Raw genomic sequence first — 14,456 nt, forward strand, 5'->3', positions numbered from 1 at the left:
AGCGCTTGAGCCAGTGCAGTCCTGTAGCGCAAACTGGAATTTTCCATGCGCAAGGATGCGATGCGATGTCCCGTTCAGCCAATGCCCCGACCTTCACCCTGACGCTGGATGGCGTCGCCCACGATTTCCAGGTGCTCGCCTTCGTCGGCCACGAAGCCATCGGCCAGCCCTATCGCTTCCAGCTTGAGCTGGTCAGCGAGCGCCCGGACTGGCCGCTAGAATCACTGTTGCAGCAGCCCGCCTTTCTCGCCCTGGGTGCGGGCGAACAGGGCATCCACGGCCTGCTCGCCGCCGTGGCCCAGGGCGATTCCGGCCAACGCCTGACCCGCTATCGCGCCGAGCTGGTGCCACGCCTGGCCCGCCTGGCCCACCGCGTCAATTCCCGCATCTTCCAGGGGCGCAGCGTCCCCGAGATCCTCACGCAGCTCCTCGAGGAGCACGGCATCCTCGCCGGCGACTATCGCTTCGCGCTGGGGCCGACGCGCTATCCGCCGCGCGCCTACTGCGTGCAGTACGGTGAAAGCGATCTGGCCTTTCTCACCCGCCTCTGCGAGGAAGAGGGCCTGCACTTCCACCACCAGCATCGTCGCGACGGTCATGTGCTGGTCCTTGGCGATGACGCCACCGGCTTTGCGCAGCTGGGTGCCACCCGCTACCTACCCGGCAGCGGCCTGGTGGCGGACGAGCCCGTGATCAGCCACCTGGCGGTCGCGCTGCAGATCCGCAGCAGCGCCAGCCTCCTGCGCGATCACGACCCGCTGCGGCCACGGCTGCACCTGCAGAGCGGCAGCGACGACCCGGCCCGACCGGCGCTGGAAGACTATGGCTTTCCCGGTCGCTTCACCGATCGCGCAAGCGGGCAGCGCCTGAGCAGCCGGCGCCTGGAACGCCTGAGAGGCGACGCCCTCCAGGCCCAGGGCACGAGCGACCAGCCCAGCCTGGTGAGCGGGCACCTCCTGCCCCTGGAACAGCATCCGCGTACCGACTGGAATCAGCTCTGGCTGTTGACCGAGATCCAGCACCAGGGCCGCCAGCCGCAGGTCCTGGAGGAAGACGTTGCCGACCGCATCCCGGCCGACGGCTTCGCCCAGGGCTATCGCAACAGCTTTGTCGCGCGGCCGTGGGCGCTGCCCTTCCGCCTGCCCCTGCGCCATCCCAAACCCCGACTATTGGGCGCCCAGAGCGCCGTGGTCACCGGACCGGCCGGCGAGGACATCCATTGCGATGCCCTGGGCCGGATCAAGGTGCAATTCCACTGGGATCGCGAAGGCCAGGCGGATGAGCGCAGCAGTTGCTGGCTGCGGGTCGCCAGCGGCTGGGCCGGTAACGGCCACGGCGCCCTGAGCCTGCCGCGGATCGGCATGGAGGTACTGGTCGGCTTTCTCGAAGGCGATCCCGATCAGCCGCTGGTGATCGGCTGCCTGTACCACGCCGAGCAGCGGCCGCCACTGGAACTGCCCAGGGACAAGACCCGCAGCACCTTCAAGACGCTGAGCAGCCCCGGGGGCCACGGCTACAACGAAATTCGCAGCGAGGATCGCCAGGGGCAGGAGGAAATCCACGTCCATGCCCAGCGCGACTGGGACGAACGTATCGGCCACGACCATCGCAGCGAGATCGGCCACGAGCGCCATCAGCGCATCCGGGGCAACAGCTACAGCACCTTCCACGCCGAGGAACACCGCATCACCCAGGGCGAACGCCGCACCGAGGTGCGCGCCGACGATCACCTGGACATCGGCGCGAGTCAGCATCTGCGGCTGGACGGCAGCCTGCTGGTCGAGGCCGGTAGCGAGATCCGGCTGCACAGTGGCCAGAAGATCGTCCTGGAAGCCGGCGCCCGCCTCACCCTCAGGACCGGCGGCAGCTTTGTGCAGCTGGATGCCGCCGGGGTCATCCTGGCGGGACCGAGCATCCGGGTGAATCCCTGAGCGCGTGCCGAATCCCGCGCACAAAAAAGCCACGCCCAGGCGTGGCTTTTCGGATTACCGCAGCAGGACTCAGTCTTCCAGCAACTCGCCGGCCACCGCCAGGACATTGTCCAGGGTGAAGCCGAAGTGCTCGAACAGCGCAGCCGCCGGGGCGGATTCGCCGTAGGTGTGCATGCCGATGATGCGACCGTCGAGACCGACGTACTTGTACCAGAAGTCGGCGATGCCGGCCTCGATGGCGATGCGCGCGCCGACTTCCACCGGCAGGACCTGCTGGCGATACTCGGGGCTCTGGCGGTCGAAGACGCTGGTGCTGGGCATGGAGACCACGCGCACCTGGCGCCCTTCGGCGGTCAGACGCTCGTAGGCCTGCACCGCCAGGCCCACTTCGGAACCGGTGGCGATGAGGATCAGCTCGGGTTCGCCGTTGCAGTCCTTGAGCACGTAGCCCCCACGCGCGGCGTTGCCCAGGGTGGCTGCGTCACGCACGCTGTGGGCCAGGTTCTGGCGGGAGAAGATCAGCGCGCTGGGACCGTCGCGACGCTCTAGGGCCGAGGTCCAGGCGATGGCGGATTCCACCGCGTCGGCCGGACGCCAGGTGTCCAGGTTGGGGGTGTAGCGCAGCGAAGCCAGTTGCTCCACCGGCTGGTGGGTGGGGCCGTCCTCGCCGAGACCGATGGAGTCGTGGGTGAAGACATAGAGCACCCGCTGCTTCATCAACGCCGACATGCGCACCGCGTTGCGGGCGTATTCCATGAACATCAGGAAGGTCGCGCCGTAGGGCACCAGGCCGCCGTGCAGGGCGACGCCGTTCATGATGGCGCTCATGCCGAATTCACGTACGCCGTAGTGAACATAGTTGCCGCTGGCGTCTTCGGCGGTGACGCCCTTGGCGCCCTTCCACAGGGTCAGGTTGGAGCCGGCCAGGTCGGCGGAACCGCCAAGCAGCTCGGGCAGCAGCGGACCGAAGAACTGCAGGGCGTTCTGGCTGGCCTTGCGGCTGGCGATGGTCTCGCCCTTGCTGGCGACGTCCTGGATGAAGGCGGCGGCGCGTTCGGCGAAATCGGTGGGCAGGTCACCGGCCATCCGGCGCTTGAACTCGGCGGCGAGCTGCGGATGGGCCTGGGCGTAGGCGGCGAAACGCTCGTTCCACTCGGCCTCGGCGGCGGCGCCGCGCTCCCGGGCGCTCCACTCGGCATAAATGTCGGCGGGAATCTCGAAGGGCGCATGGGCCCAGCCGAGCAGGTCGCGCGCGGCCTGGATCTCGTCGTTGCCCAGGGGCGCGCCGTGGCACTCCTCCTTGCCCTGCTTGTGCGGCGCGCCGTAGCCGATCACGGTCTTGCAGCAGATCAGGGTGGGCCTGTCGCTCTTGCGCGCGGTATCCAGGGCGGTCTGGATCTCGTCGGCGTCATGGCCGTCGACGTTGCGGATCACCTGCCAGCCGTAGCTCTCGAAGCGCTTGGGGGTGTCGTCGGTGAACCAGCCCTCGACCTCGCCATCGATGGAGATGCCGTTGTCGTCGTAGAAGGCGATCAGCTTGGACAGGCCCAGGGTGCCGGCCAGGGAGCAGACCTCGTGGGAGATGCCTTCCATCATGCAGCCATCGCCGAGGAAGGCGTAGGTGTGGTGGTCGACGATCCGGTGGCCGTCGCGGTTGAACTGGGCAGCCATGACCTTTTCCGCCAGGGCGAAGCCCACGGCATTGGCGATGCCCTGGCCCAGGGGACCGGTGGTGGTCTCGATGCCGGGGGCGTAGCCGTATTCGGGGTGGCCGGGGGTCTTGCTGTGCAGCTGCCGGAAATTCTTCAGGTCGTCGATGGACAGGTCGTAGCCGGACAGGTGCAGCAGCGAATAGATGAGCATGGAGCCGTGGCCGTTGGACAGCACGAAGCGGTCGCGGTCGGCCCACAGGGGATTGCCAGGGTTGTGCTTGAGCTGATCGTGCCAGAGCACCTCGGCGATGTCGGCCATGCCCATGGGGGCGCCGGGGTGGCCACTGTTGGCCTTTTGCACGGCATCCATGCTGAGGGCGCGGATGGCGTTGGCTCGATCACGACGGCTGGGCATTGCGGTGTCTCCTGGCAGAGGCAGAGCGAAGGGGCCGTTATTCTGGCCCAGCCAGGGCACTTCCAGCAATCGGCGCGGTCGCCTCAGCCCGCCGGGCAGACCGTGGCGTCGTCGACCACGAAGGCGCGTGCCACCGGTTCGATGCGCCTGGCCAGGGTCGCCAGGGCCTGGCGATGCGCCGCCACGACCTCGGCATAGGTGCCGCCGGCGGGCTGGCTGATCCGGCTGCCACAGGTCAGCACCCGCTCGCCGCCCGGCCCGGCCAGGCGCAGGGTCCAGAGCGCGTCCTGCTGGACGCCCCGCCCGGGCTGCGAATCGAAGCGCTGCAGATCCACCTTGATGCGCAGCACCGGGGTGCCACTGCCGCGCGGGGCATCGCCCAGGTCCAGGGTACCGAGGTCCCGGGATAGGTCGGCGGACAGGGCGCTGCGCACCTCGTCGGCCAGGGGCGCGATCCAGCGTTCGTTTTCCAGCAGGGCGATGCCGTCGCCCTGGCGGACCACCAGTTGCGGCTGATCCACCTGCGGTGGTACCGAGACGCCCTGCAGGGCGAAGCGGAAGCCGGCGCTGCGCGCCTGGGTCGCGGGCTCCGCGGCACTGGTCAGGGTGTGGTAGTTGAGCGGCGCCTTGGACGAACAGGCAGCCAGCAGCAGGGGCAGAGCCAGACAGGTCAGGCGCTTCATTGCAGTTTTCCTTTGGCGGGATCGCGGGAGCCCGGCTCGAACTTGGGCGGCGGATCGGTCACCAGACCGCGGATCAGGGATTCCGGATGGCGGCCGAGGTAGTCGCCGAACACGCGCAGGGAGCGCGCCATGCGCTGCATCTCTTCGAGGGTCTGGGTCAGATTCTGCTGCACCGGCGAATCGGCGCCCAGGCTCTGGCTGGCGCTGCCGGTAAGCTGCTGCACGCCCATCAGGGTGGTGGTCAGTTGCGGCAGGACCCCGGCGTTGAGCTGCTTGAGGGTGCCGCTGAGCTGCGCCAGGCTGGTGTCGAGATTCTTGCCGATGGAATCGAAGGGAATCTTGTCGATCTTGTTGACGATGCCGGCCATCTGCTCCTGCAGGCGATCGAAGCTGCCGGTGACGGTGGGAATCGACAGTGGCTTGGCCTGGGGGTCGAAGGCCACCTTGGGCGCATTGGGCACGAAGTCGACGGAAATGTAGAGCTGGCCGGTCAGCAGGTTGCCGGTGCGGGCCTGGGCGCGCAGGCCGCGGGCCACCCAGCCGGCGAACAGCTTGCCGTCGCGGTCCTTGGTCTCGATGCGCTTGCCGACATCACCCAGCCGCTGGGGATAGATGACCGCGCCGACGATCAGCGAGAAGCGATCCTGGCTGTCCTCGTAGTCGGGGGTCAGGGACACCACCCGGCCGACGTTCATGCCGAGGAACTCGACCGGCGCTCCGGTCGACAGCCCGCGCAGCGACTGCTGGAATCTCATCCGTACATAGAAGGGCTCGCCATCCGGCGGAGCCAGGGCGCTGGTCTGGTCGTCGAACAGGGTGAAGTTCTGGTCTTCCTGGGCCTCCTGCGGATCCTTCGGCCATTCGGGGGTGACGAAGGCGATGCCGCCCGCCACCACCGTAGCCAGCGACTGGGTGTTGAGCTTAAGCCCGGAGGCGCTGAGCGAGACATCGACCCCGCTGGCGTTCCAGAAGCGGCTGTTGGCGGTGACGAAGCGGTCGTAGGGCGAATCGATGAAGACCTGGGCGCTGACGCCCTTGCCATCCGGATTGAGGTGGAAGGACACCACCCGGCCGACCTGGATGCGCCGGTAATAGACCGGCGAGCCGACGTCCAGGGAGCCGATGTCGTCGGCGGTGACGATGAATCTCTTGCCCGAGGCCCCGTGGATCAGCGCCGGTGGCTGCTCCAGACCGCGGAAGTCGCGATGGGATTCGCTGGAATCGCCGATGTCGGCGCCGATGAAGGCACCCGACACCAGGGTGTCGACCCCCGAGACGCCATTGACGCCGAAGCGCGGGCGCACCACCCAGAAGCGGGCGTCCTTGGTGGCGAAGCCCTCGGCGGACTTTTCCAGCTCGATGGTGGTGATCACCCGGTTGCGATCCGGCGCCAGCTGGATGTCGCTGACGGTGCCGATCACCACGTTCTTGTACTTGACCTGGGTCTTGCCGGCTTCCAGGCCCTCGGCGGTGAGAAAGGTCACCGTGATGGTCGGACCGCGCGAGGCCCAGCTGTGGATCACCATGGACAGCCCGATCAGGGCCGCCACGATGGGCACCAGCCAGATCAGCGATACGCTCCAGCGACTGCGGCGTACCTCGGGGGTAGGCGCCAGGGCGTCGGGTTCATGCCTGTCCGTCATCGTTCACCTCTGCATCCCAGATCAAGCGGGGATCGAAACTCATCGCGGCGAGCATCGTCAGCACCACCACGAAACCAAAGAACACGATACCCAGGCGCGGCGCCGCCGAACTCAGGGCACCGAAGTGCACCAGCGCCGATACCAGGGCCACCACGATCACGTCGAGCATCGACCAGTAGCCGATCAGCTCGACGAAGCGATAGAGCCGGGCACGCTGGGCAGTGGCCCAGTCGCTGCGGCGCTGGCAGGTCACCAGCAGGGTGCCGAGCACCAGGAACTTGATGGAGGGCACCGCCACGCTGGCGATGAAGATCACCAGGGCGACGCCCCAGGAGCCGTTCTCCCAGAATTCGATCACCCCTTCGAGGATGGTGCTTTCCGTGCCGCGGCCCAGAGTACCGGTGAACATCACCGGCAGGGTATTGGCCGGGATATAGAGGATCAGCGCGGCGAGCAGATAGGCCCAGGTCTTGGCATAGACGTTCGGCTTGCGCCGGTGCAGGGCCGAGCCGCAGCGCGGGCAGCCGGCCTTGTGCCGGCGTGGCGCGGTGCAGACCTTGCCGCAGACGTGGCAGAGGCACAGGCCGAGTTCGTCGGCGCGCGGCGGCAGCTGGGGCGCGGTCACGGCTCACGCTCCCCGACGGCGTCCCACAGCGGGTGCAGGTCGCGCTTGGCGATGATCAGCAGGACCACCATCAGCCCGACCATGCCGAACAGCCCCAGGCCCACCACCACGTGCAGCAACCCGGCGAGCTTGATCACCGCCACCAGGGCGCCGAGCACGAAGACCTCGATCATGCTCCAGGGCCGCAGGTAGTGCAGGGTGACCATGGCCGTGGCGAAGCCGGGCGCGCGGCGGCCGAGCTGGGCGAAGCCGAGCACCCAGAGCAGCAGGACGATCTGCAGCAGCGGCACCACGAACAGGGTCATGGCCACCACCAGCGCCATGGGTCCGGCAAAGCCGCGACTCATGGCGACCACCGATTCCAGCAGGGTCGCCTCGCTGTGCAGGCCGCGAAAGCTGAGTTGCAGGATCGGCCCGACATTGGCGATCACGAACAGCACCGCCGCGGCGATCGCCAGCGCCAGCAGGCCCTGGATATCCAGGCGGCTGGCGCGATAGAGCAAGGCGCCACAGCGCAGACAATGCGCCCGCTCACCCACCGCGAGGGGTTCGAGGCGATGCACCGAATCGCAGTGCTCGCAGATCACCAGGCGCGTGCCGGCAGCAGGCGCGGAAGGGGATGGTGGCTGGACGGACATGGGTTACCCGGTGACGCTCCTGGAAGAGGGCTGCAGGTTGGACGCGCGAGTCTCGCGGTCGTTACCGCAACGCCGCGAAGACCGCTGAGCAAAAGGCCCCGGCATCTTACCTTCCTCGACGAAGGTATGCGCGGCCAGCCGTTGCGGACAAGTATCAAAACTTTTTGATGCTTTTCTTGCGAGGCCCGGGACGGGTCTCTAGACTAGCGCCCCATGAATCCCCTACGCGTGCCGGCGCTCGGCCAGGAACCAGGAGACACCCTCGCCGCCCTGTGCAAGGCCGGTGGCGATCCCCTGCGCCTGAACGTCCTGCGCGCCCTGCACAGCGCCTCCTTCGGCGTGCTGGAACTGGCACAGATCTTCGCCACCGGCCAGTCCGGCATCAGCCACCACCTCAAGGTGCTGGCCCAGGCGCAGCTGGTGGCCACCCGCCGCGAGGGCAATGCCATCTTCTATCGCCGCGCCCTGCCGCGTCCCGGCAGCCTGGGAGGCGCCCTGCACGCCGCCCTGCTCGAAGAGGTGGACAGCCTGGCCCTGCCCGGCGCCGTGCAGGCGCGGATCGGCGAGGTGCATGCCCAGCGCGCGGCGGTGAGTCGCGACTTCTTCGCCCGGGTGGCGGAAAAATTCCAGGCCCAGCAGGACCTGATCGCCAGCCTGCCGCAGTATCGCGACGGCCTGCTCAGCCTGCTGGACGCCCTGGCCCTGGATCCGCGCGGCTGCGCGCTGGAGGTGGGCCCGGGCGACGGCGCCTTCCTGCCGGACCTGGCGCGGCGCTTCGCCCGGGTGGTGGCGGTGGACAACAGCCCGGCCATGCTCGAACTGGCGCGTCAGCGCTGCCAGCGCGACGGTCTCGCCCATGTCGAACTGCAACTGGCCGACGCCCTCGCCGAGCCGCTGCCAGCGGCCGACTGCGTGGTCCTCAACATGGTCCTGCACCATCTGGCCGCACCGGCGGAAGCCCTGCAGCAACTGGCCCGGCGCGTGGCGCCGGGTGGCAGCCTGGTGATCACCGACCTCTGCCCCCACGACCAGACCTGGGCCCGCGCGGCCTGTGGCGATCTCTGGCTGGGCTTCGACCAGGACGAACTGGCGCGCTGGGCCCAGGCCGCCGGCCTGCAGGCGGGCGAAAGCCTCTACCTGGGCCTGCGCAACGGCTTTCAGATCCAGGTGCGCCAGTTCGCGCGCCCGGATCAGGGAAACACCCCGTCATGAGGCCAACTGGCCAGTGGCGGGCGGACCCGACGCTCAAGGGCGTCATGTCCAGCAAGGAAACTGCTGTCTCGACCGGCCTGCGGGCCCCTACCCCCTGGTAATTTAGGAACCATTCGATGAGCGAATATTCCCTGTTCACCTCCGAGTCCGTGTCCGAAGGCCATCCGGACAAGATCGCCGACCAGATCTCCGATGCCGTGCTCGACGCCATCATCACCCAGGACAAGCATGCCCGCGTGGCCTGCGAGACCCTGGTCAAGACCGGTGTGGCCATCGTCGCCGGCGAGGTCACCACCTCCGCCTGGGTCGACCTGGAGCAACTGGTGCGCGACGTCATCGTCGACATCGGCTACGACAGCTCGGACGTGGGCTTCGACGGCGCCACCTGCGGCATCGTCAACATCATCGGCAAGCAGTCGGTGGACATCGCCCAGGGCGTCGATCGCAGCAAGCCGGAAGATCAGGGCGCCGGTGACCAGGGCCTGATGTTCGGCTATGCCTGCAACGAGACCGATGTGCTGATGCCCGCGCCCATCACCTTCTCCCACCGCCTGGTGGAACGTCAGGCCGAGGCACGCAAGTCGGGCCTGCTGCCCTGGCTGCGTCCGGACGCCAAGTCCCAGGTGACCTGCCGCTACGAAGGCGGCAAGGTGGTCGGCATCGACGCCATCGTGCTGTCCACCCAGCACAATCCCGAGGTCAAGTACGCCGACCTGCGCGAAGCCGTGATGGAGCTGATCGTCAAGCACGTCATCCCCGCCGAGCTGCTGCACAAGGACACCCAGTTCCACATCAACCCGACCGGCCAGTTCATCATTGGCGGCCCGGTGGGTGACTGCGGTCTGACCGGCCGCAAGATCATCGTCGACAGCTACGGCGGCATGGCCCGTCACGGCGGTGGCGCCTTCTCCGGCAAGGACCCGTCCAAGGTCGACCGCAGCGCCGCCTACGCCGGCCGCTACGTGGCCAAGAACATCGTCGCCGCCGGCCTGGCCGATCGTTGCGAGATCCAGGTGTCCTACGCCATCGGCGTGGCCCAGCCCACCTCCATCTCGATCAATACCTTCGGCACCGCCAAGATCAGCGACGAGAAGATCGTGCAGCTGGTGCGCGAGCATTTCGACCTGCGCCCCTACGCCATCACCACCATGCTCGACCTGCTGCATCCGATGTACCAGGCCACCGCGGCCTATGGTCACTTCGGCCGCCACCCGCAGGAAGTCACCGTGGGCGACGACACCTTCACCACCTTCACCTGGGAACGCACCGACCGCGCCGCCGCCCTGCGCGCCGCCGCCGGTCTGTAACACCCCGCTCGGCAAACAGCCCCGCCACCTCTGGTGCCGGGGCTTTTTTCTGGGTCTGCCAGCGGGATCCCAGCGCTTTCTTGCGCCAGTCCACAGCCTGGCACGCGCGATGCAACCTCTGGGCATCTGATGGTCAGAATGCCTCGTCTTCCCCAGGAGTCTGCTTATCCATGTGGCTGTTCATCACCAACTTCGGCGATTCTTCGGTGATGCTTCCCTGCGCCGTCCTGATCGCGCTCTGGCTGCTGGCCGGTCTGTCCGCGCGCGCGGCACTGCTCTGGTTGCTGCTGTTTGGTGCCGCCGGCCTCAGCGTTGCCCTGTCGAAGATCGCCTTCTTCGGTTGGGGCCTGGGCATCCCCCGCCTGGACTTCACCGGCTTCAGCGGCCATTCCATGCTGGTGGGCAGCGTGCTGCCGGTCCTCGGTTGGCTGCTGGCCAGCCGGGCGCGGCCGTCGCTGCAGCTGAGCGCAGCCGCCCTCGGCGCGCTGTGCGCCCTGCTCATCGCCGTCTCGCGGGTGGTGCTGGGCTATCACTCGATCTCGGAAGTGGTGACCGGCCTGCCCATCGGCTACGCCGCCAGCGGCAGCCTGCTGTGGCTGCTGCGGGGCCAGGAGGTCAACCTCAGACCGCGCCAGGCGGCGCTGGGCGCCAGCCTGCTGCTGTTGCCCCTGTTGCTGCTGCATGGCACCAACGCGCCGACGCAACGAGTGCTGGAGCGTCTGGCGGTGAAATTCGCCGACGAGCAGAAGCCCTGGACCCGCGCCCATCAGCGTGCCGGGGTGGCACCGCTGCAGAATTGAGGGACTCGGGCTCGGCGCGTGCAATAGACGCCGCGGCGGCTGGCGAATACCCAGGAGACTCCTAGACTGGCAAGAGCCCTGACGTTCCTGGGGTGAACGCCAGGGCCTTTCGGCCGCTCCTATCCAAGTCAGTCCTTGCCGCCGAGTCGTCCGCATGCGCTACTGCCTCTCCCTTGTCTGCAGCCTGGTGCTCACCGGGCTGTCCGCGTCACCTGTGGCGGCTGCCGAGTCCTTGCGACTCTATACCTGGGAAGGCTACTTCAGTGACACCCTGCTGCAGCGCTGGGCCAAGGCCCATTCCCCTGTGCAGGAAATCCATTTCGACAGCAGCGACGTGCGCGACGCGACCCTGGCGCGCGGCGATGTCGATCTCGACCTGGTGGTGATCAATGAGGTCAGCGCCACCCGCCTCGGCCAGGACGGCCTGCTGACACGCATCGATCCCCAGCGCCTGCCGCATCTGCGCGAGCTGGATCCGCGCTGGCGCCAGAGTTGCGGCGACTATGCCGTACCCTACGTCTGGGGCACCCTGGGTCTGCTCTATCGCAGCGACCGCCTGGTCCAGGCGCCCTCGTCCTGGCAGCCGCTGCTGCAGCCGGAGCCGGCTCTGCACGGCCATATCGCCATGCTCGAAGACCACGACGATCTGCTGGTGCCGCCCCTGATCACCCTCGGCGCCGCCATCAACAGCGACGATCCCGAGCTGCTCAGACGCAGCTTCGCCCTGCTCAAGGCCCAGGCACCGGCGGTGCTGACCTATCAGTACGTGGTCAGCGCCCTGCGCAATCCGGCCTACAGCGATCGCATCGAGCTGGCCCTGGGCTACAGCGGCGACCAGCACCTGCTCAATGCCGCCACGCCCGGGCAGCCCTGGCGCTTCGTCACGCCTCGCGAAGGCAGCCTGCTGTGGGTGGACTGCGTGGCCCTGCTCAGCAGCTCCCGGCACCAGGCGGCCGCCTGGCGCTTCATCGACTTCCTCAACGAGCCGCGCAACGCCGTGCTGGCGACCGAGGAACTGCACCTGGCGACCCCCAACGCCGGCGCCCTGCGCCTGCTGCCGGCAGACCTGCGCCAGGATCCCAGCCTGTTCCCCCCCGACGACGTGCTCGCCCGCAGCCAGGTCTTTCGTGAAGGTCCACCCGACACCTTCCAGACCCGGCAACGCATCGGCAGCGCTCTGGTAGGTCGCCATGACGCTCAATAGGCGCGCCCTGCTGCTGATCCTGCCGGTCGCCCTGCTCTGCAGCCTGACCCTGGTGGGACTGGGCTACACGGTGCAGCGCGAAGCGGTGATCGGCCTCGAACGTTCGCGGCTCAGCCACGACCTGGCGGCGCTGGAAACCACCTATCGCGAGTACGATCACTTCAGCCGCAACCTGCTCTATGCCCTGTCCAACAGCGCCGCCCTGGGCAACTTCCTGCGACAGACCGAGGTGCCCTATCGCAACGAAGCCCTGGGTACCCAGCTGCAACTGGCGGTGCGCCAGCTGGCTGGCGACGATGCACCCAGTCGCATCTCGCTGGCGATCGCCCGCCCCGATCTCAGCCTGGCCTACTACTACGAGCGCAGTGGCGATCCCTTCGCCCAGCTGAGCGGCGTCCAGCGCCAGCTGCTCGAACGCCTGGCCAAGGAGCCGAACGGACCACTGGAGCGGCGCGACTATCTGCTCGACGAACAGGGGCGCTCACTGCTGGTGGCGACCACCTCGTTGCTGCCGAGCACCGCCGGACCACCCCTGCCGGGGCAGCGTGGCCTGGCGATGACGCTGCAGCTGGCGGTCAGCCCGGACCGGATGGAAGCCCTGCGCCATGGCCTGGAGCAAAGCTATGGCGCGCCCCTGGAGTTCAGCAGAACGCCACCCGCCCGTACCGGCGATTTCAGTGCCATCGAACGGCTGTCGCCTGATCTCTATGTACGCCTGACTCCGGACCCGGCGCGCCTGGACAAGGAATTGCGCCGCCTGGCGATCGCCTATTTCAGCGGCGGCCTGCTGGTGACCCTGGCCTGCATCCTGGTGCTGATCGTGTTGATCCGCCGCTACATCACCCGGCCCATCGCCCGCCTGGACAGCCAGCTCACGGAAGTCCTGGAAGGCCAGCGCCAGGCGCTCGAAACCGGTGACGAACCCGGCGAGATCGGCCACCTGGGCGCCAACATGAAGCGCCTGCACGACAACAACCTGGCAATCCTGGCGCAGCTGCGCACGGCCTTGCGCACCGACGTCCTCACCCAGATCGGCAATCGCCGCTATTTCCAGCTCATGGGTGAATCCTGGCTGGCAGGCAAGCCGGACGGTCGTCGTATCGCCCTGCTCTATTTCGGCCTGGACCATTTCAAGTCGGTGAACGACAGATTCAGCCACGAGGTGGGCGATGAATTGCTGCAGGCCGTGGCCCGGCAGACCCAGCAACAGCTCGCGGCCTATCAGGCAGACAACGAGCTGGTGTTCACCCGCCTGGCGGGCGATGAATTCGCCATCCTGCTACGTGGCCCGGCGGCGGCGACCGACGCCCTCGCCCTGGGCCAGCAGTTGCAGCAGAACTATGACAACGGCACCCTGGTCGGCGAACGGCGCTATGCCGTGACCCTGAGCATCGGCCTGGCGGCCCCCGAGGCGCCGCTGGATCTGGCCGATCTGCTGGCCCAGGCCGACCTGGCCCTGGAGCGGGCCAAGAACGAAGGCGGCAATCGCCTGGTGCATTTCACCCCGGAACTGGCCGCGCGCCAGCGTCGCCAGGATCTGCTGGACGAGCACCTGCGGCGGATGAACCCGGACGAGGAATTCCACCTCGTCTACATGCCGGCGGTCGACAGCAACGACCAGGTGCGCTCCGCCGAAACCCTGCTGCGCTGGAATTCGCCGCGTCTCGGCCCGGTTTCACCGGCGGAATTCATCCCCATCGCCGAACGTCAGGGGCACTTCCGCTGGATCGATCGCTGGGTCGTGGACCAGGCCTGCCGCGAATACCCGGCGCTCCAGGAGGTGCTGGGCAGCGAGCTGGTGCTGTCCGTCAACCTGTCATCCGCGCAACTGGACCAGGCCGACATCGTCCCCTACCTGCGCGAGCGGGTGCGCCACCACGGCGTCGATCCGGGCCACCTGGAGCTGGAATTCACCGAGACCTTCGCCGCCGAGCTGAACGAGCGGACGCTGGGGCTGCTGCACGAATTGCGCGCCGAGGGCTTTCGCGTGGCCATCGACGACTTCGGCGTCGGCTACACCTCCATCCAGCAGGTCACCGACTATCCCGCCGACACCATCAAGTTCGACCGGCTCATCGTCGAGCGCCTCAGCCAGCCTGGCAACCAGGCCAGCCTGGATGCGCTCATCGCCTTCTGCCATGCCCGCGACGCCCAGGTCATCGCCGAGGGCGTGGACACCGAACTCAAGCAGCTCTGCCTGCACCAGGCCGGGTGCGATCTCCTGCAGGGCTTTCTGGTCTGCCCGCCGCGGCGCCTGGACGAGTTGCGCGACTGGCAACGCCAACGGCTGGGTGATCCCAGCCGGCGCTAGGGATGACGCTCGCTGACGCAAGGTCAGCGAACGCT

At 67.8% G+C, this 14,456-nt stretch carries 11 protein-coding genes; 6 read left to right on the plus strand and 5 right to left on the minus strand.

Translation table 11 applies throughout. The annotated features are described in order from the left end of the window. Positions 1–65: 65 nt before the first annotated feature. The gene (locus QE393_RS18120) at positions 66–1,931 is read left to right on the plus strand and encodes a type VI secretion system tip protein VgrG (RefSeq protein ID WP_310044932.1); all 1,866 of its coding nucleotides are present in this window, start codon (positions 66–68) and stop codon (positions 1,929–1,931) included. 69 nt (positions 1,932–2,000) lie between these two features. Here the strand turns inward: QE393_RS18120 and tkt are convergent, their stop codons facing one another. The 5 genes from tkt to QE393_RS18145 form a co-directional block, all read right to left on the minus strand. Then, positions 2,001–3,998: a transketolase gene (gene tkt, locus QE393_RS18125; protein ID WP_273806817.1), complete on the minus strand. Its 1,998-nt coding sequence runs from the start codon at positions 3,996–3,998 to the stop codon at positions 2,001–2,003. Between the two features lie 83 nt (positions 3,999–4,081). Then, positions 4,082–4,681, minus strand: a complete 600-nt coding sequence (locus tag QE393_RS18130) for a membrane integrity-associated transporter subunit PqiC (protein ID WP_273806818.1) — start codon at positions 4,679–4,681, stop codon at positions 4,082–4,084. Then, positions 4,678–6,324: an intermembrane transport protein PqiB gene (locus QE393_RS18135; protein ID WP_273806819.1), complete on the minus strand. Its 1,647-nt coding sequence runs from the start codon at positions 6,322–6,324 to the stop codon at positions 4,678–4,680. Before QE393_RS18135 ends, QE393_RS18130 begins: the two co-directional genes overlap by 4 nt. Continuing rightward, positions 6,308–6,949, minus strand: a complete 642-nt coding sequence (locus QE393_RS18140) for a paraquat-inducible protein A (protein ID WP_405046262.1) — start codon at positions 6,947–6,949, stop codon at positions 6,308–6,310. Before QE393_RS18140 ends, QE393_RS18135 begins: the two co-directional genes overlap by 17 nt. Continuing rightward, on the minus strand, positions 6,946–7,587 hold the full coding sequence (locus QE393_RS18145) for a paraquat-inducible protein A (protein ID WP_133860511.1): 642 nt from the start codon (positions 7,585–7,587) through the stop codon (positions 6,946–6,948). The genes QE393_RS18140 and QE393_RS18145 overlap by 4 nt, the downstream gene beginning before the upstream one ends. A 213-nt stretch (positions 7,588–7,800) precedes the next feature. On the opposite strand from QE393_RS18145, the gene QE393_RS18150 reads away from it, so the two are divergent. The 5 genes from QE393_RS18150 (at position 7,801) to QE393_RS18170 (ending at position 14,421) form a co-directional block, all read left to right on the plus strand. Next, on the plus strand, positions 7,801–8,799 hold the full coding sequence (locus tag QE393_RS18150; RefSeq protein WP_273806820.1) for a metalloregulator ArsR/SmtB family transcription factor: 999 nt from the start codon (positions 7,801–7,803) through the stop codon (positions 8,797–8,799). A 116-nt stretch (positions 8,800–8,915) separates the two neighbouring features. Continuing rightward, positions 8,916–10,106, plus strand: coding sequence for a methionine adenosyltransferase (metK, locus tag QE393_RS18155; RefSeq protein ID WP_064307819.1), 1,191 nt, complete (start codon positions 8,916–8,918; stop codon positions 10,104–10,106). A gap of 170 nt (positions 10,107–10,276) precedes the next feature. Beyond that, positions 10,277–10,906, plus strand: a complete 630-nt coding sequence (locus tag QE393_RS18160) for a phosphatase PAP2 family protein (RefSeq protein ID WP_208693115.1) — start codon at positions 10,277–10,279, stop codon at positions 10,904–10,906. Positions 10,907–11,060: 154 nt separating this feature from the next. Continuing rightward, entirely contained in the window at positions 11,061–12,110 is a 1,050-nt protein-coding gene (locus QE393_RS18165) for a spermidine/putrescine ABC transporter substrate-binding protein (protein ID WP_310044939.1), read from the plus strand. Beyond that, on the plus strand, positions 12,097–14,421 hold the full coding sequence (locus tag QE393_RS18170) for a bifunctional diguanylate cyclase/phosphodiesterase (protein WP_273806823.1): 2,325 nt from the start codon (positions 12,097–12,099) through the stop codon (positions 14,419–14,421). The genes QE393_RS18165 and QE393_RS18170 overlap by 14 nt, the downstream gene beginning before the upstream one ends. The last annotated feature ends 35 nt before the right edge of the window (positions 14,422–14,456 follow it).

This window comes from Pseudomonas sp. SORGH_AS_0211 (genome assembly GCF_031453455.1).
GTDB classification, from domain to species: domain Bacteria; phylum Pseudomonadota; class Gammaproteobacteria; order Pseudomonadales; family Pseudomonadaceae; genus Chryseomonas; species Chryseomonas aestiva.